The 18,113-nt window shown below is 45.7% G+C and carries 18 protein-coding genes; 11 read left to right on the top strand and 7 right to left on the bottom strand.

What is annotated here, in order from left to right; translation table 11 throughout:
• Window positions 1–33 precede the first annotated feature (33 nt).
• Window positions 34–966: a LysR family transcriptional regulator gene (locus tag E5S67_RS06670; RefSeq protein WP_246276652.1), complete on the bottom strand. Its 933-nt coding sequence runs from the start codon at window positions 964–966 to the stop codon at window positions 34–36.
• A 392-nt stretch (window positions 967–1,358) separates the two neighbouring features.
• Here E5S67_RS06670 and E5S67_RS06665 point away from each other — a divergent pair, with 392 nt between their 5' ends.
• The 9 genes from E5S67_RS06665 (at window position 1,359) to E5S67_RS06625 (ending at window position 8,745) form a co-directional block, all read left to right on the top strand.
• A complete protein-coding gene (locus E5S67_RS06665) occupies window positions 1,359–2,801 on the top strand; it encodes an APC family permease (protein ID WP_172186286.1) in 1,443 nt (480 codons plus the stop codon).
• Window positions 2,802–3,089: 288 nt separating this feature from the next.
• Entirely contained in the window at window positions 3,090–3,794 is a 705-nt protein-coding gene (locus E5S67_RS06660; protein WP_172186285.1) for a cadmium resistance transporter, read from the top strand.
• Between the two features lie 20 nt (window positions 3,795–3,814).
• Window positions 3,815–4,474, top strand: a complete 660-nt coding sequence (locus E5S67_RS06655; protein WP_172186284.1) for a cadmium resistance transporter — start codon at window positions 3,815–3,817, stop codon at window positions 4,472–4,474.
• A 539-nt stretch (window positions 4,475–5,013) separates the two neighbouring features.
• The gene (locus E5S67_RS06650) at window positions 5,014–5,685 is read left to right on the top strand and encodes a hypothetical protein (RefSeq protein ID WP_216670248.1); all 672 of its coding nucleotides are present in this window, start codon (window positions 5,014–5,016) and stop codon (window positions 5,683–5,685) included.
• Between the two features lie 146 nt (window positions 5,686–5,831).
• Complete coding sequence (locus E5S67_RS06645; RefSeq protein WP_172186282.1) at window positions 5,832–6,254, top strand: YidH family protein; 423 nt, start codon at window positions 5,832–5,834, stop codon at window positions 6,252–6,254.
• Between the two features lie 60 nt (window positions 6,255–6,314).
• The gene (locus E5S67_RS06640; RefSeq protein ID WP_172186317.1) at window positions 6,315–6,716 is read left to right on the top strand and encodes a YidH family protein; all 402 of its coding nucleotides are present in this window, start codon (window positions 6,315–6,317) and stop codon (window positions 6,714–6,716) included.
• Window positions 6,717–6,735: 19 nt separating this feature from the next.
• The gene (locus E5S67_RS06635) at window positions 6,736–6,972 is read left to right on the top strand and encodes a hypothetical protein (RefSeq protein WP_172186281.1); all 237 of its coding nucleotides are present in this window, start codon (window positions 6,736–6,738) and stop codon (window positions 6,970–6,972) included.
• 172 nt (window positions 6,973–7,144) lie between these two features.
• On the top strand, window positions 7,145–7,648 hold the full coding sequence (locus tag E5S67_RS06630) for a DUF7980 family protein (RefSeq protein ID WP_172186280.1): 504 nt from the start codon (window positions 7,145–7,147) through the stop codon (window positions 7,646–7,648).
• A 302-nt stretch (window positions 7,649–7,950) separates the two neighbouring features.
• Window positions 7,951–8,745, top strand: coding sequence for a TSUP family transporter (locus E5S67_RS06625; RefSeq protein WP_172186279.1), 795 nt, complete (start codon window positions 7,951–7,953; stop codon window positions 8,743–8,745).
• Window positions 8,746–8,972: 227 nt separating this feature from the next.
• Here E5S67_RS06625 and cysK read toward each other — a convergent pair whose 3' ends face one another.
• Both cysK and E5S67_RS06615 read right to left on the bottom strand, forming a co-directional pair.
• Complete coding sequence (gene cysK, locus E5S67_RS06620; protein WP_172186278.1) at window positions 8,973–9,953, bottom strand: cysteine synthase A; 981 nt, start codon at window positions 9,951–9,953, stop codon at window positions 8,973–8,975.
• An 18-nt stretch (window positions 9,954–9,971) separates the two neighbouring features.
• Window positions 9,972–10,409, bottom strand: a complete 438-nt coding sequence (locus E5S67_RS06615; RefSeq protein WP_333188866.1) for an RrF2 family transcriptional regulator — start codon at window positions 10,407–10,409, stop codon at window positions 9,972–9,974.
• 110 nt (window positions 10,410–10,519) lie between these two features.
• On the opposite strand from E5S67_RS06615, the gene E5S67_RS06610 reads away from it, so the two are divergent.
• Entirely contained in the window at window positions 10,520–10,753 is a 234-nt protein-coding gene (locus E5S67_RS06610) for a hypothetical protein (RefSeq protein WP_246276650.1), read from the top strand.
• Between the two features lie 343 nt (window positions 10,754–11,096).
• Here E5S67_RS06610 and E5S67_RS06605 read toward each other — a convergent pair whose 3' ends face one another.
• The 4 genes from E5S67_RS06605 to E5S67_RS06590 form a co-directional block, all read right to left on the bottom strand.
• Window positions 11,097–11,681, bottom strand: coding sequence for a Crp/Fnr family transcriptional regulator (locus tag E5S67_RS06605; protein ID WP_172186275.1), 585 nt, complete (start codon window positions 11,679–11,681; stop codon window positions 11,097–11,099).
• Between the two features lie 87 nt (window positions 11,682–11,768).
• The gene (gene cysE, locus E5S67_RS06600; protein ID WP_422614722.1) at window positions 11,769–12,500 is read right to left on the bottom strand and encodes a serine O-acetyltransferase; all 732 of its coding nucleotides are present in this window, start codon (window positions 12,498–12,500) and stop codon (window positions 11,769–11,771) included.
• A 157-nt stretch (window positions 12,501–12,657) separates the two neighbouring features.
• The gene (locus tag E5S67_RS06595; RefSeq protein WP_246276649.1) at window positions 12,658–14,601 is read right to left on the bottom strand and encodes an ATP-binding protein; all 1,944 of its coding nucleotides are present in this window, start codon (window positions 14,599–14,601) and stop codon (window positions 12,658–12,660) included.
• Between the two features lie 215 nt (window positions 14,602–14,816).
• Window positions 14,817–15,848 carry a sulfate/molybdate ABC transporter ATP-binding protein gene (locus tag E5S67_RS06590; protein ID WP_172186272.1) on the bottom strand — a complete coding sequence of 344 codons (1,032 nt, stop codon included), beginning with the start codon at window positions 15,846–15,848 and terminating at the stop codon, window positions 14,817–14,819.
• 513 nt (window positions 15,849–16,361) lie between these two features.
• Between E5S67_RS06590 and gltD the strand changes: the two genes are divergently transcribed.
• Window positions 16,362–17,846: a glutamate synthase small subunit gene (gltD, locus tag E5S67_RS06585; protein WP_172186271.1), complete on the top strand. Its 1,485-nt coding sequence runs from the start codon at window positions 16,362–16,364 to the stop codon at window positions 17,844–17,846.
• Window positions 17,847–18,113: the final 267 nt, after the last annotated feature.

The raw sequence follows: 18,113 nt of genomic DNA, 5'->3' as shown, positions 1-18,113 counted from the left end.
AGCTTTCTTGAGTATTCCTGCGTAATTTATGAATTACCAATTATCAGAATCTTGACTTAAGATCTGTTCAAAAGCTTTAGTAATTCCAGTTTGAAAACGCTGTTTGTGCTTCAGTTTCAAAACTGGTTTAATTATTTCAAAAGATACATTAGAACTTTGTTGACTATCTATAATTTTAATCGATCGCAGTGTGGATAGCTGCAATTCTTTTTTTACCATCAATTCAGGAATCGCCGCTGCACCTGTGCCGCTTTCCACCACTGCTTTGACCATTTCACTGCTGTTCAAAACTAAAGTGACATTCAATTCATGGGGATTAATGCCCCAACTTTGCAAAGCTTGTTCCAACATTTGCTGAACTCCAGAACCAGCTTCTCGCATTACCCAATCCGTTTGCGCAATTTCCGTTAAACTCACCTCTGCCCGTTCAAACCAAGGGTGAGATTTGCCAACAACAATCAGCAAGCGTTCGCTGCCTATAACTTCTTCCTCCAGAGTGTTCTTAAGCGAAGCTTTGATGTCTCCGGTCACTAAACCCAAATCAAATGTTCCCGTCGCCGTACCCGCACAAATTTCTTCGGCATTTGCCAGAGTACAATTCACGCAAATACCAGGATATTTCTGTTTGAACTTGCTAATTTTATCAGGCAGCCAATAATTGCCAATGGTCAGACTGCAACCCAATTTTAAATCGCCTCGCTGCAAATCGTTTAACTCCCGCAAACCTCTCTCAGTCAAAGCAACTTGGTCGAGAATTTTCTGCGTTTCAACTTGCAGCAACTTCCCGGCTTCAGTGATTTCGATGTGGCGGCCGATGCGGTGAAATAGTTTTACTCCATATTGTGCCTCTAAGCTTTGGATTGCCGCACTGACAGCGGGTTGAGTGATGTAAAGTTCCTCCGCCGCGCGACTGAAGTGCAGGTGTTCGGCTACAGCTATAAAAACTCGCAGTTGGTCAAGCGTCATTCCGGCCATTCTGAGTGCCCCTTTACTAAATACAGTTATTTTTTGAGATTAAAATCTCTGGCGGCTAAGCTTTGACCTGAACTTTTCCATCGACTCTATTGTACAGGTTGGAATTCCCCAAAAAGCACGGTTAGCAGCCGCTATTTCAATTTTCCTCTTAACGTCAAGGGTTTGAGCTTGTGGCGACAGATAGGTACCGTCTTCCAACAGTTCTTTTGCCGCGGCACTGCATCACTTGCATTTATGAATTCGATAAAAAACAACATTTGATTTTACGGCTCAAGGGTCTTACAGTTAGACTCAAGCGTCAGAACACTCTGCCCGAGGCTGAAGCAGAACCGACAATTTGAAGCCGATCGCCAAAAGTCGATCGACAAAAATAGAGAAGATAAATGACCAAGAAAACGCAAAAAAATCACAGTGCACACGGCTTAAAGCCGGACTGCCTCTCCTTCGGGGAGGTTTTAGCTCAATCCTTTGCCGTCATTGCACCTACAACTATACCAGCATCTAATATAGGTTTAATCGTCGCTCTTTCAGGAAACGGGGCTTGGCTGAGTTTTGCGATCGGCTTGATCGGCCTAGTATTTGTCAGCATCAATATCAACCAATTTGCGAGTCGATCGGCTTCTGCTGGTTCTCTTTATTCTTACATTGTTAAAGGACTTGGCCCTACTGCCGGCGTAATTTGCGGCTGGAGTTTGGTACTAGCTTATCTATTTACTGCGATGTCCGTTTTGTGTGGTTTTGCCAACTTTACGGGTAGTTTCATCGGTCATTTAGGCATCCATCCGTCACCGATTACGCTGTTATCGATCGGGGCCGGGGTTGCTTGGTATGCAGGTTACAAAGATATCCAGCTTTCAGCTATGGCGATGCTGTGGCTAGAGGGGGCATCAGTGGCGGCGATCGCACTTTTAGGAATTATCATCTGGGCGCACAAAGGTTTTGCCTTAGATATGTCCCAATTAACTTTAGAAGGCGTAACTCCCGGCAACATAGCGACGGGACTTGTATTAGTAATGTTTGGTTTCTCTGGTTTTGAAAGTGCTACATCTCTGGGCGACGAAGCGAAAAAACCCTTAAAAAATATCCCCAAGGCTGTTATGGGCAGTGCTGTCATGGCAGGCTTATTCTTCATTTTGATGACCTATATTGAGGTTTTGGGTTTTAGCGGTACTGGAGTTTCTATTACTAATACTGAAGAACCTCTGAGTTTTCTGGCGCAACAAGTGGGCATGGGTTGGCTGGGAGAGTTAGTGGCTTTGGGCGCTTTATTTAGCTTTTTTGCTTGCGTGCTCGGCAGCATCAATCCAGCGGCGAGAGTGTTTTTTATGATGGCGCGCCACGGTTTGTTTCACTCTTCATTAGGTGTAGCGCATTCATCTAATAGAACTCCCCACGTTGCAGTAACGATGTGTACATTTATGACATTTTTGGTGCCTGCTGTCATGTCTATGTTTAACATCAAACTGTTCGATTGTATGGGTTATTTGGGGGCAATTTGCAGCTACGGATTTTTAACGGTATACATCTTGATTTCGATCGCAGCTCCGGTTTACCTGCACAAAATTGGTAAATTGCGCGTGCGAGATGTAGCGTTTTCGGTGGCGGCGATCGCATTTATGATGATTCCGATTGCGGGCAGCGTGGGCATTCCAGGCAGCACTATGTTCCCAGTTCCCGAAGCTCCTTACGATGCGTTTCCTTACTTGTTCTTGATGTACTTGGTGGCTACTTGCGGATGGTTTTTCTTGCAGCGGCGGCGCTATCCTGAACTTGTTGGTTCGATGGAGCAGGTTATTGACGCAATTCACGCCAAATTCGAGGTATAAAATGCAATTTACGGCGGTGTTCGATTGAATACAGTATCGATCGACAACAACGGCTTTGATTAGTAATTGTAGGGTGGGCACGGCCCACCAAAACATTGGCAACTTACGCTCTAACAAGCCTTTAATTAGTAATTGTAGGGTGGCACTCCCCCCACCAAAACATTTGCAACTCACCCTGTTACAGGCCCTGGTGGGCAGTGCCTACCCTACATTGATTTGATTCAAAGATTTGACGCAGTAAAAAAAGCAGGCGTAAAAACCCAGCAAAAAAATTAAGGAGATACAGAAATGAATGAATTACTAACAGCAATTTCTACGGGTATGACAGCTTTTACAGCTACGAATCTTGACGATATTCTGATTCTGCTGCTGTTTTTCTCGCAGGTGAATGCAGTATTTCGGCACAGGCATATCGTCTTCGGTCAGTTTCTGGGCTTTACGGCACTGGTTTTGATTAGCATTCCGGGGTTTTTTGGCCGCTTAATCTTTCCGCCAGATTGGATCGGAATGCTGGGTTTGCTGCCAATTGCGATCGGGCTTAGCCGCTTGCTGAATCCAGAAACTGACGATTCGGAAGCTGAGGCAGAATTAGAGCAATCTGAGAAATCTTTTTTTAGCAATTTTCTGTCTCCTCAAACTTACAGCGTAGCAGGGGTGACGGTGGCAAATGGGGGCGACAATATCGGGATATATGTACCGCTTTTTGCTAGCAATACTTTAGAAAGTTTGGCGGTGATTCTCGCTGTATTCTTCGCGATGGTGGGCGTTTGGTGCTACGCTGCTTATCGGTTAATTCAGATGCGGGCGATCGCAGATACTCTGACTCGCTACGGCAATCAGCTTGTGCCTTTTGTTTTGATCGGATTGGGAATGGCGATTCTGGTGGAAAGCGGCACTCTGGCAAGCCCAACTTTAAGTATAATATCTTTAGTTGGTTGCTGTTTCTGTTTGATAACTATGAGCAGAGGTAACGCCAGGGAAACTGAAGTTTAGAAAAATTGCAGGGACAGCACATGAATTGGATTGCAGCAGCGATTATTGCCGGGATTACATCTTTCGCCGCAACCAATATAGACGATATGGTGCTTTCCATGCTGTTTTTCGCCCAGGTAAACGATACTTTCCGCCCCCGGCATATCTTTGTCGGTAAGTACCTCGGATTTGCAGCACTCATCGCTGCTAGTTTGCCGGGTTTTTTTGGCGGTTTAATTGTGCCGACAGCTTGGATTGGCTTGCTGGGTTTGGTTCCGATCGCGATCGGCATCAGTCACTTAGTCAAGAGAGATAATGAGGAAAATGACGTACAAGCCGTATCTGGCGAATTTAACCGGAAATCTAATTCACTTGTGTCAAAAATAGCAAATCTTTTCAACCCCCAAACTTTGAATGTGGCTGCTGTTACTATAGCCAACGGGGGTGACAACATCGGTATTTATTTGCCGCTGTTTGCTAGCATCGATTTGCCGAGCTTGGTGGTGATTTTGGCGGTTTTCTCGGTGATGGTAGGTGTTTGGTCTTATCTCGCTTACCGATTAACTCGCCAAAGGGCGATCGCCCGTATTTTGACTCGCTATAGCAAGGTTGTTGTTCCTTTTGTTTTGATTGGTTTGGGAATATTTATTCTGATTGAAAGCGGTACTTATCGCCTGCTCCCGCAATTTCAATCTAACTAATAATTAGCCCTTCGCTATTTGCATCCCTCTATAGGTAGATAAATTGCCAGACCATAAGTCCTAACTCATCATTTTCACCTTAACAATTATTTGCTTAAAAATAGCGCTAAATCGATTGAAATATATTAAGAAATATGCTAAGTTAATGATGAAGTGAGTAATCAAGCTAAAAGCAGCTTCAAAGTAATTTAGCCTCAAGTATTCACGAAAGTTGAAACCATCTTTTGAGCTAGTTAATTGTCCGACTTAGGCAACAAGATACCTGTGGTATCAATAAATCTTGTAGTGGTGAGTCAAACAAAGCTAAAAACTTGAGGATGAATCGCTAAAATATCGCCCGAACACTTCGCCAATACCCCACGCAGCTCGGCTTTGACAATAGGTAGAACGCTAAAAAACCAGATTTTTCGATTCTGCAAAATTTGGTCGATCGGGCAAACAAGTTAAAGAGATCTGGTTTTTGCCTAAGTCCTAAAATAGCAAGCAAACAGAAAGTTGGAAAAAACCTGACAATCTAGAAAAGGAGAAAAATTGTGAAAATGTTCAAATTTGTTTTAGTGCTCTTGGTAATGGTCGCCAATTTAGTATTCGTTCCTCCCTCCTGGGCCGACGCTCCAAAAACGCCGAGATATGCGAGCAATCCCGACTACATAGAGGTGAGTGAAGCTCTGACTGAAGCTCTGAACACTCTCAAGGCTGCGAAAGACTCACCCGATAGCGCCCAGAATTATACCCCTAAAGAACTCCACAAAAAAATCTCTCAATTGGAGTTTCAAAAATACACTTTAGAAACGGGAAAACCTTGGGGTCAGTGCCGCAACGAGACAGGGAAAACCCTGGCTGTCTACGGTCCGAAAGGCAAAAAAGCAGCGGACTCTTCTTACGATAATGCCCTGTATTTTCTAGCTGACGGCCAAACAACTGAACATAAATGGGATTGCGATGGGATTTTTCTACCCAGCGATGTCAATGCAACCGATTTAAGAACGACCGATCAACCTTCAGAAGAATTGACTGGCGGTCTAGCTGTTAAGATAGTTGACGGAACTCAATTTGTAGCGAGAGCTAATCCCGATACGGGGGCTGTAGAATTCAACGTTCCTACTGCTAAAGTTTTCCAGCCTGGGGATGCGAATTGGTTTGTTCCTGACGTGACTCAGGCTTACATAGATTCGCAACTTCCCAACGCACCTACTGAGGAAAATGATTAGTTTTGGTGAACTTGTAATGCGATCGGCTGTGTAAAGCCCGTGGCAACGCAAGAACCAGCCGGGGATCGAACCCCGGCGGATAATCGTCCCAGCGAAAATATATCGGTTTACCTTCATATTTGGAGTTAATATTAAAAGGTCGATCTATGCTATTAAATTGGAAATCCACGAAAGTAAATACAGAAAAGATTAAGCGACCAAATCCGTCGCGGGTGCGGGATCACTTGGCAAACGAGCGCACTTATTTAGCATGGATGCGGACAGCAATATCGCTGATGGGTTTTGGCGTAGTTATCGTGCGCCTTCGCGCCTTCCATCCCCCTCTGCTGCCAAGTCCCGGCAATGGTTGGAAGTTGGGTTTGCTTTTTTCAATAGTGGGTTTGCTGACAGTGCTCTTATCAACTAAGCACTACTTCGGCGTCCGCCACGATATCGATTACGATACTTATGAACCTACCGATCGCTGGGTAATTCTTTTCAGCCTCGCGATCGCCATCCTAGGGACTGGGGTAATTTATTATATGTTCACCATTCCTTCTAGCTTAGAAGGTTTGATGGCACCAGAATAATGGCGCTAGTTTTATATTAATCTTAAAGAGTTGGAGCGCGTGCAATTATCGTTCAAACCGATGCAAGTAGATGATGAGAAACAAACGCAGCAAAATCTGTCGCGGGCGATCGATCGATCGGCAAACGAACGCACCTTTTTATCGTGGATGCGGGCCGCGGTCGCACTCATGGGTTTTGGCGTCATCATCGTCCGACTTCGCGTCGGGCAACTGCCCGTGCAGTACCGCCAGGTGATGGGGTGGAAGTTAGGTTTAATCTTCTCTCTCATAGGTTTGGCGACAGTGTTAATCTCAACTGGAAAATACTTTATCGTTCGCCGCCAAATTGACGAGCATACCTACGAACCGTCAGATTGGTTGATATTCCTCTTCAGTTCGGCTGTCGGCTTATTGGGGATTGGAGTAATTTATTTGATCTTTGCAGCCGCCGTCAGCCCAAGTAGTTCTGTAATACCCGATTGATTGTCAACAGGAGTTAACCATGAACAGCGATATAGTTGCCACAATCGCTTCCATTATCATCTTAGCTGCTGCTATCTGGGCAGCATTCGCAGTGCTGGAGAGTGTCGCGAAAATATTCCCTAAATTGCTGGGCGTGACAGTCGCGATCGGGCTTTTGCTCGTTTACCTGCAATTTTACTGGGGCATCGACACTGCCTATCTTTGGCAAACAGTCAAGCATTTGCCTGAAGCTTTTAATTTCTCAATGGGCGCCTAAACATACACCAGTCAGCATTCTCAACAACCTCTCCCGGATAGATATTTTTGTATCGGAAACAAAGTATATTAAGCCGATCGACAATAAAATACGGTAACTCGATCGACTTACTAGACATAGATCTGTTGGGATGCTAAACTACGGTAAGTCGATCGAGTTATGAGCTGTTAACGTGGAAAACGCTAAAAAAGTCACTCAAGAGTACCAGCTTGCAAAACAACTGACCCAACAGTTGCCACAAGCTAAGGGCTTTAAGGAAGTCTGGTTTAAAAAAATCAGAGGCGGGCTACTTCTGGCAATTGGATATTTGCTATCACCGCTGTGTTGGTGGAACGACATATTTTTCAATCTGCCAATTGCCTACGCCTTTGGGTATATCTGTAGTGGGCTTTCCCCAGATTTACTGTTTCCTTGCACAATTGTCGGCTACTGGCTATCCAATATTGCGGGAATTCTGTTGATGCAATTCGGGGCTGTAGATGTTTTTGCAGACAAAACCAAGGAAAAAAACCTCAAAAAAGAGTTATTGACGGGTTTAGTTTCCTCAACCGCCTTCACTATTGTCGTTGTGGCATTAATTCATTTTAATGTTCTCGATACTCCCGATTTGTTTTCCAGCCAGCAGTCGGTTAACCTCAGCTCTGCTTTACCTGTGACGCTCGTCACTTCAAGGTAGAAAGCAGAATTTAAACCATAAATTAATCGAGAATTTTCAATCAGTTACACAGGTGAATTTAAGAAAATCAGGGAGCTTTTATACTACAATTTTTGTAGGTTTATTTGTTTGCATTTACTTACTTTTACCAAAATTTTTGTAGTTGAACGCACGGAAAATTTCAAGCGTTGAAAAGCAAAACTTATAGCGGTGAATATTGAAATGCGAGTTATATTTTGCCTGTGTTTCTGTGTTGCATGAGCCACGAAAGTTATCTATTTGTTGGTTGGCAGCGCTTAAATACACAGTTTTTGGGCATAACCGTGAACTACTTATTACTATCATTTCTCAGTTTTTTCGTGGGCATTATCGTTGGTTTGACCGGAGTTGGCGGAGCGTCGCTCATCACCCCAATGTTAATTTTTGTCTTCCAGGTTCCAGCATCAATTGCTATTAGTTCGGATGTCGTAGCGGCCACACTTATGAAAGTTGTTGGCGGCTTCAAACACTGGCAGCAAAAGACCCTAGACTTGCAAGTAGTTAAGTGGCTGGCTTTGGGTAGCGTGCCCGGTTCGCTGACGGGCGTGTGGATTTTACACTGCATCAAATCCAGCGGAAGTCAAGACTTAGACAGCATATTGCTGCGATTTCTCGGAGTAGCGATTGCCCTAATTGTCGCTTTATCGCTGACCCAATTAGTGGTCAAAACATTTTTCCCTAATTTTAAATTGCCTCCGCAGCCTAAATGGGACTTAAATACTAATTATGGCCGTATTTGTACTGTGAGTGCGGCAGCAGTTTTAGGCTGCATAGTGGGAATCACTAGCGTGTCTTCCGGTTCGATGTTTGCACTGTTGCTGATTGCTTTTTTCCGCTTGGATACTTCTAAATTGGTGGGTACAGATATTTCCCAGGCGGCAATTTTGTTGATGTTTACATCTCTGGGACACCTCAGCCTCGGAACAGTAAACTGGAGTTTGGTATTGCCAATTTGGTTGGGTTCGGTGCCCGGAGTTTTGGTAGGGGCTAAATTCTGCCAAATTATGCCTCAACGCCCGCTAAAATTTGTGATTTACGGAATGTTGGCGATGGCTAGTTGGAAGTTGTATCAAGTCTGAAAAGTAGGGGTAGTGCCCGCCCATTGGTGTCAACAATCCGATAAAAACCTTTGTATATCTTGTTTATCACCGAGTCTAGATCCCCCTAAATTTCCCTTAAGAAGAGGGACTTTGAGAAGAATTTTGTCCCCCCCTCTGATTAAGGGGGTGAGGGGGGATCTAGACTTCGATACAACAAGAGAGACGGTCGGTTTGACGTTAAGTTTTCACCAATGCCCTACTACGTATTAATAATTGCTGACTAATGCTTCGAGTTCGCTGACTGTCGGCAATTCTAAGTCTTTGAACAAGACTGTACTGAGGTAGCGTTCGCCATAAGAAGGCTGCACAAAAACTATCAATTTCCCAGCATTTTCGGGACGCTTGCCGACTTGAATTGCGGCAAATAAAGCCGCGCCTGCTGAGATTCCTGACAACAATCCTTCTTCTCTGGCTAGTCGGCGACTGTAGGCGATCGCATCTGCGTCGCTAACTGCGATCACCTCATCAATTAACTCTGGTTTCAACACTTCCGGGATGAATCCTGCACCAATCCCTTGAATTTTGTGAGCACCAGATTTACCTCCAGAAAGGACGGGGCTGGTGGCTGGTTCAACTGCGATCGCCTTAAAACTCGGTTTCCGCTGTTTAATTACCTCAGCAACTCCAGTAATTGTGCCGCCGGTGCCAACTCCAGCAACTAAAAAATCTACTTTACCTTCTGTATCTTCCCAAATTTCCTCGGCCGTGGTTTCCCGGTGAATTTTTGGATTAGCGGGGTTGCGAAACTGTTGCAGCATGAAAGCATCGGGGGTTTCTTCTACAATTTCTTCCGCACGGGCGATCGCGCTTAACATCCCTTCATGTCCCGGAGTCAATTCCAACTGAGCTCCGTAAGCTTTCAGCATCGATCGGCGCTCTAAACTCATCGTATCCGGCATAGTTAAAATCAGACTGTAGCCTTTCGCCGCCGCGATCATTGCCAAAGCAATTCCTGTATTGCCTGAAGTCGGTTCAACTAAAATAGTTTTCCCCGGTTGAATTAACCCCGCATCTTCTGCCGCCTGAATCATGCTGCCCGCAATCCGATCTTTCACCGAAGCAGCCGGATTCATCCCTTCCAATTTAGCCACAATTTGAGCAACTACTCCTTCGGCTTGGGGAATTTTATTGAGCTGAACTAAAGGAGTTCTGCCAATTATTCCTGTAACATCCTTAGCAATTCTCATGGTTTAATTTCTCTCCCCTTAAATGTAGTACATGGGATGTGCTTGTTTGCGAACATCCCGCTGTTCGCACAAATCTTGTAATGTGTATTTGCCCAAAACAGCCCAAGATGCCTGTTGAGCTTCCTGCCAGATTTCTAGCACCGCAGTTTTTTCTATTGTTACAGATTCCGAAACTTTTTGAGTCTGGCTGCTGCCGTCGCCTTCGAGTGTCGAAAACACCTCTAGCAAAGTAATCTGCCAAGGCTCTTTTGCCAGCAAATAACCGCCTTTAGCGCCCCGCAAACTCTGGACGATACTTGCACGCCGCAGCACGGCAAGAATTTGGTCTAGATAGCGTTCTGGTATCTCTTGAGAAGCAGTAAGTTCGTTCACTGTTAGGGGCGAATCCTTCGGGTGGTGGCTCGCCAGTTCCAAGAGCGCTAACAGGGCATATTCTACTCTAGAAGATAGTTCCACATTCCCCACTGGCGATCGAGTTTAAATTGTAGATTATATCATAGTACACAATTCCGGTAGATGTACAGGTGTTAGTATTTTTTTATTACAAAAACGGTTGGAGAAATCCCGTGAGCAACGTAAATGTAGGTTTAAGCTGTCGGCACTGTCGATATTACGAGCAGCACGGACACAGGGGCGGAAACTGCCAGATGCTCGGCGTGGCGGTACAGGGTGGGTGGAAAGCTTGCCCCTTCTTGGTTCCGCCCTTTGCACCCTCTTGGGAACACCCAGAAGCGGGTAGATCCCGAAAGTCTCAAATGTTGCAGGGAGCAACTATTTTACAGGCAATACCCCCGCCTTAAAGTAACTGCTAAGTAGGTAGGCGGATATATGCTGTGTCATCGTTAAGTTTATTAATACTCACCTACTTGGCGGCAGTCAACAGGTGCGAGATATCGCATCTGTTGGCAGTGAGAAGAAAGAAATCACGAGAAAGAGAAAAGCAAGGGCGACGATCGCACTCGCTTTTGAACCTATTGACGAGTCGATGAAAACATTTAATTAACGCACATTCGATCGAAATTATTTATTCTCTAGAGAACTGTGAATTGGCTCGAATATCGCACTGTCAGCGAAGATTTTTTTTGGCACCGCATTCCTACCACCTAAATCAGCAACCGTAAACCATTAACAGTTAATATCCTTTTATATTTCGTAGTGCCACACCTCAGAAGGTTGCAGAATAATCCGGTGGAGTGGCAGACGATTAATTAAGCCTTGCTGCTCAAAATTACCGAGGGTGCGAGTGACAGTTACGCGACTTGTACCGAGGATTTCTGCAATGTCCTGATGCGTTAAAATCATATCGATCAGATGTCCTCGCTCTACCTCGGAACCAAACCTCTTAGCCAGCCAAGTTAAGAGTTGATAGAGCATAAAATCAACTCTTTTGTAACCTCGCATTACCATAAAATCTTCAGCCTGCTGAATGTGACTGAGCAAAATATCTCTATTTAGCCAGCGATCGCCAGATAGTAAAATTGCTTCGACTTTAGTGAGGCATTCAATTTGAAAAGGATCGCATTTTGATATCGGTTTGCCGATCGTATCACCAGGCCCCCACAATCCCAAGGTGATAATTGTGCCATCTTCAAGCCACGTTACAGTTCGCACTACTCCAGTTTCAATTCGCCACAGAGCATTGCTTCTGTTGGGCAAGTGCGAGCGACGAGAAAATATATGTTGGCTCGTTTCATCAAAAGTTTTAGTGGAAAGAGAAGCAATAGTCATAGCCAGTTACTGAAAGAATAAAAGTTAGTTTGTCCGATGACAGCAGGATAGTGTGGCTGGCAAAAATCTATATAAATTAAAGCTTTACTAGATTCCTGCACCGTCTAAAAAGTCTGTAATGAATAAATTAGAAGACATAAATAACTTATGTTTCTCGGCTTCTTTTTGCTCGGATTCATTTGCTTTGAGCGGAGAGACTTGAGATTTTAAAAAATCAACCTGGTCTTCTAAATCCTTAATCCTATCGAACAAAGCTCGAATCGCTTGAGCTTCCAAATCCGGTATGTCTTGAGAATTTTGAGCATCTTCTACCTGCTTTTTCCGAGGGATGATGCGACCGGGAATTCCCACAACTGTGCAATCGCTAGGGACATCCCGCAGCACTACCGAACCCGCACCAATCCGAACATTATTGCCAATTTGAATATTGCCTAAAACTTTAGCACCGGCTCCCACGACTACATTTTCTCCCAGCGTTGGATGGCGTTTTCCTATTTCTTTACCCGTGCCGCCAATGGTCGCTCCTTGATAAATTACAGCATAATCTCCAACGATCGCAGTTTCGCCAATTACCACCCCCATGCCGTGGTCGATAAACACGCCCCTACCAATTTTTGCTGCTGGGTGGATCTCAATACCTGTTAAAAAGCGGCTCAGTTGGGAAATCAAGCGGGGTACAAACGGCAGGCCAGCGGAATAAAGCCAGTTTGCTATCCGGTGCAAAAAAAGTGCTTGCAGTCCGGGATAGCAAAATAATACTTCCAGCCAGTTGCGCGCCGCGGGGTCGCGTTCGTAAATAATTTGCAAGTCACTGAACATATTTAGTCTCGCCGTGTTTGGGTTATACAGTATCGGCAGTGCCAAGGGTTTAAGCTGCATAAAGCAGTATTGGTTTTGGCATTATTACATATAATACTATAATCCGACCGAATTACAGTAGTTAACAAGAAAAAAATTTTTTCTTCCCCAGCCCTTTCTAAGCTGCCTCCGATATTTTTCGCGAAACAAACGGTACAGCTTGTTTGACTTCTTGCCGCAGCGGAATCTCGATCGAGAATTCCGTCCCCAATCCCGGTGTCGAATCGCAGCGCAGCGCACCCTTGTGCTTTTCTACGACAATTTTATAGCTGATTGACAGTCCCAATCCCGTCCCTTTTCCGGCAGGTTTAGTCGTAAAGAACGGGTCGAACAGCAGTTTTTTGACATTTTCTGCCATACCGGGGCCGTTGTCAGATATCCGCACAATTATTTTATCGGGGCTCGAATATTCTGTGGTTATGGCGATCGCGATCGGATTGGCTTTGGCTGCTTTGGGCCCGCGATCGAGGTTGTAACTCTCAAGGGCGTCGATTGCATTAGCCAGAATATTCATAAACACCTGATTTAATTGTCCGGCATAGCACTCTACTAAAGGTAAATTGCTGTAGTTTTTAACAATCTCGATCGCGGGGCGATCGGCTGTAGCTTTCAGGCGACTTTGGAGAATTAGCAGAGTGCTGTCAATGCCTTCATGGATATTGACAGGTTTCATTTCGCTTTCGTCTAAGCGAGAGAAATTACGCAAAGATTTGACAATTTGAACAATGCGATCGGCTCCTATTTTCATCGATGACAGCAGTTGCGGCAAATCTTTGCTGAGAAACTCAAAGTCAATATTTTCTAAATACTTTGAAATTTCCGATGGAGGGTATGAATAGTGTTTTTGGTAGAGTTTTACCAACTCCAACAAATCCCTACTATATGCGCTAGCGTGTTGAATATTGCCGTAAATAAAACTAATAGGATTGTTAACTTCGTGGGCTACACCAGCAACTAATAAACCCAAACTAGACATTTTTTCCTGCTGAATCAGTTGAGTTTGAGTTTGCTGCAATTCTTTCAACGTTTGCTCTAGCTGTTGAGATTTAGCCGTGCGTTCTGCTGCTACTTGTTCAAGTTTATCTGTATAATTCAACAAGCTCATTAGATAAAGTGTCACAGCCAAGCTTAAGATATTACCCAATATTAAAACAGTCAAAGAACGCCAAAATCTTAGAGGATTAATGTACTCTGGCGTCAGCCGCAGTTGCAGCAGCCACCTGCGATTTTCAATATTGAGAATGCGGGTGCAACTGCTGCCGTCCGGGCAGTAAGCTCTTTCCCCTATATAGAGTTTATTTTTAATGTTTTCGTCAGTAATTATTCTTTTAGTCTTCGCTTCGTAAAAAGCGAGAAATCTTTCGGCTTCAGGAGCCATAGGATCTTGAAGATACACGTTAACAAAGTTAAGTTGAGTTTCCTGTAAAGCCGATTTAACAATAGCATCAATGAGCAAAATTCCCATAGTAAAACCTTTCAAATTTTCTGGTTTGCTCGCAGGTAAATTTTGTGGCAAGGCTGCGGTATCGCCAGGAGACGTTTGACTAAAAATTGGCAGAAAGACGAAGAAGCTTGGGGAATTTTGTGAGGGCAATTTTTGGCGGTCAGTCGCGATAATTTCTTGTCTTTTTGTGGCGTTTTCTAACGCTACCCGATTGGCAGTTAAATCTAAACTTAAATCTATTTCCTCTGTCAGGAATTGCGGAGAGTCAGAAACACGGGGCAGCCAAGCGATCGCCTTCAGGCTCGGATGGCGGTAGAGGGCAGGACCAACAAATGTCTTCATTTCTGGTTGTTTAACGCCGTCAAATACGCTGTAAAAGGCTCCAGCAGCACGAATTATTTCTAAATTGCCGCTAACATCTCTCTGAATGTCTGTAGCTATTTTGTCCAGCCGGTCTTGCAGTTCGGCTTGCATGGATTTGTATTCCCAATTGTACGCAACTGAAGAGGCGATCGCAGAAAGTCCCAATCCTGCACAAAGTGTTAATCCTGCCTGGATGTAACGGCGATAAGTAAGTAAAGTGCTAGTTGCTAAATTGAACAATTTGTTAGCATTCATATTCTTCGCTGACCTTTTTTTATGGTTCCCACTCAAAATTTCAGGAGGAAGCTTTTTCCCCTTCCCAGGCTCTGCCTGGGAATGAATTTCAGGAGGCTCTGCCTCCGATTTAGAGCCACGAGACAGCATTACCAGGCACGTGCCTGGTAACGATGTGGGAGCAGTGTTTTGTAAAAGCTCCCCGATAGTATTTTGAGTAAGATGCAGCCGCTGATTTAAATTGAATAAGCAGGAAAAGTCATGGCGTGTTTGGGCTTGACGTAAACCTGCTGATCTCGCGTTAAATTTAGAGAATCGAAGCGCTCGCGACTCACGTAAGCTGTTACTACCTGCTGCGATTCTAACAGTAACTCGGTTTGTATTTCCCGCCCTAAATGAATAATGCGGCTGACTGTTGCTAATGCAAAACCAGACTCCGGCCTAGTTTTAATTTCCACATCGTGGGGGCGCAAAAACACTAAATCAGAATGGGCGGCTCCATTATTGTGAGCCGTTGTACCGTTGCTGGCGAACAAACCCGCAGCATTCGGCAGCACATTGACCGGCCCAATAAAACTCATCACAAAAGCTGATGCCGGTTTGTCATAAATTTCAGCAGGAGTGCCAACTTGTTCGACTTTACCTTTGTTCATCACCACAATTTCATCGGCTACTTCCATAGCTTCTTCTTGGTCGTGAGTCACAAAAACTGTAGTGATGTTAACTTCTTTGTGAAGGTTGTGCAGCCACGATCGCAATTCTTTGCGGACTTTAGCATCTAATGCTCCAAAAGGTTCGTCTAGCAGCAGCACTTTGGGTTGAACTGCTAGAGCTCTCGCCAAAGCCACCCGCTGCCGCTGGCCCCCGGAAAGTTGCGAAGGATAGCGATCGCCCAAACCTGTCAACTGCACTAAATTCAAAAGTTCCTCAACCCGCCTGCTAATCGAGCCTTTAGGAACTTTGCGAATTTCCATCGCAAAAGCAATATTTTTCCGAATACTCATGTGTTTGAATAAAGCGTAGTGCTGAAACACAAAACCGATATGGCGTTCCTGCACCGACTGATGAGTAGCATTTTCACCCGTCAGGTAAATCTGACCGCTGTCCGGCGGTTCTAGCCCCGCGATCATCCTCAGCAGAGTCGATTTCCCGGAACCGGAAGGCCCCAACAGCGCCACTAAAGAGCCCCTTTTAATTTCCAAATTCACGTTGTCAATTGCGTGGAAGGAGCCGAAGTGTTTTGATACGTTCTGAATTGTAATGCTCATGAGTCTATTTACTTATTTGAGGAGTTAAAAAAGCAAACTCCACTTATCTGACAGATTTACAGTAGTATATCCTGAAAATAAATAATATTCTGCAAGGTCTGTAACTTTTTGTATTTTATTTCGAGGCCCTCCTGATGGGGACTGCGCTTCAAAGTTGAGGCTGGCGGGCCGGAAGAGTTAACCCGCGAGCGTTTCCAGATGTGGCTGTAGCGGTAAATGCGATAAATGCGATCGTCAGTCTATTCGGGAAAAATTAAATGTCCTCGCCCGCAGTATGCAGGTTAAATGCCCAACAGCTTAGCAGCAATGGCTGTTTTGCGGTAGTCTGCTGGCCTGACGATTCCCAGACTCCCGAAAATTCGCCAGTCCCGGCAATATTGAAGATTTCACGTAGGAATTGCTCAATCTGAGGTGCGATCGCACACAATTTAGATCACAATAGTTAATTCAGAAGCCAGCCAGCTTCACCTTTGAGAAACTGACAGAATAGTAAATTCTAACCAGAACACCACTATGGGAAAACCAACAGGCTTTATCGAATTCTTGCGCGAATTGCCCTCCGAACTCTCACCAGTCGAGAGAGTCCACAACTGGGACGAATTTCACCTGCCGATGGATGAGGACAAACTCCGCACCCAAGGCGCGCGCTGCATGGATTGCGGCATTCCGTTTTGCCACACCGGAAACCTGATTAGCGGCATGGCCAGCGGCTGCCCGATCAACAACCTGATTCCCGAATGGAACGACCTAGTATATCGCGGACTGTGGAAAGAAGCCCTAGACAGACTCCACAAAACCAACAACTTCCCTGAATTCACCGGCCGCGTCTGTCCCGCACCCTGCGAAGGCGCTTGCGTGCTCGGCATCAACAACCCGCCTGTCACGATTAAAAACATCGAAGCCTCGATTATCGATAAAGGCTGGGATGAAGGCTGGATTACTGCCGAACCGCCAGCCAAACGCACCGGCAAAAAAATCGCCGTCATCGGTTCCGGGCCCGCCGGTTTGTCCGCCGCCGCGCAACTCAACAAAGCCGGTCATTGGGTAACTGTATACGAAAGAGCCGATCGACCAGGCGGCCTGCTAATGTATGGCATCCCCAACATGAAGCTAGACAAAGAACAAGTCGTAATGCGCCGCCTGAAAGTCCTCGAAGACGAAGGCGTGACATTCATCTGCAACACCGAAGTCGGCAAAGACTTACCAGCAGAACAACTGCTAAAAGAATACGACTCCGTTGTCCTCTGTACCGGCGCCACCAAACCCCGCGACTTGGGCATCCCCGGCCGGGAATTAAAAGGCATCCACTTCGCAATGGACTTCCTGACAGCCAACACCAAAGCAGTTTTAGACAAGAGCACCAACGAGAACTTCATTTCCGCCGAAGGCAAAGATATCGCGATCATCGGCGGCGGCGACACCGGCACCGACTGCGTGGGCACCTCCATCCGCCACGGCTGCAAAAGCCTGGTACAGCTAGAAATCCTGCCCAAACCGCCCTCGGAACGGGCGGCCAACAATCCCTGGCCCGAATGGCCGAAAGTCTACCGTCTCGACTACGGCCAAGAAGAAGCAGCAGCCAAATTCGGCGACGACCCCCGCGGCTATCTCACCACGGCGACAAAGTTCGAGGGCGACGAAAACGGCAATGTCAAAGCTGTGCACACCGTTGAGGTGGAGTGGGCGAAAAACGAGAAAGGGCAGTTCATTCCGAACCACATCCCGGGCACCGAAAAAGTGTTGCCGGCACAGCTTGTGTTGCTAGCGATGGGCTTCCTCGGCCCCGAACAACCGCTGCTGGATGCCCTGGGATTGGAACGCGACGCCCGCAGCAACGTGAAAGCCGAGCACGAAAAATATACAACCAGCATTCCCGGAGTTTTCGCGGCTGGTGACTGTCGCCGGGGACAAAGTTTGGTGGTTTGGGCGATTAATGAAGGGCGGGGCGTGGCCCGGGAGTGCGACCTTTATCTGATGGGGAGCACTGATTTGCCTTAGTCCTTGGGTAGGGGCGGGTTTATTAGATTGTTGGTTTCTCACCTAAATGGTTGGTGAAACCCGCCCCTACGATGGGCTGTAGGGGCGGGTTTTACCAACAATATTTGATGCTCACAAACCATCTATATAAACCCGCCCCCACCCAACCAATAACCCAGATTAACCTGATGTTCGATCGCATAAAAAAAATGTAGATTCGGATTTACCGTTGGGCGGGGCGGGTTTATTATATTGTTTTTTTTAGGCATAGATGGTTGGTGAAACCCG

This window comes from Microcoleus asticus IPMA8 (genome assembly GCF_013179805.1).
GTDB lineage: Bacteria > Cyanobacteriota > Cyanobacteriia > Cyanobacteriales > Microcoleaceae > Microcoleus > Microcoleus asticus.
The sequence above is the reverse complement of the archived record's forward strand: the minus strand, read 5'-3'. Positions and strand labels throughout refer to the sequence as shown.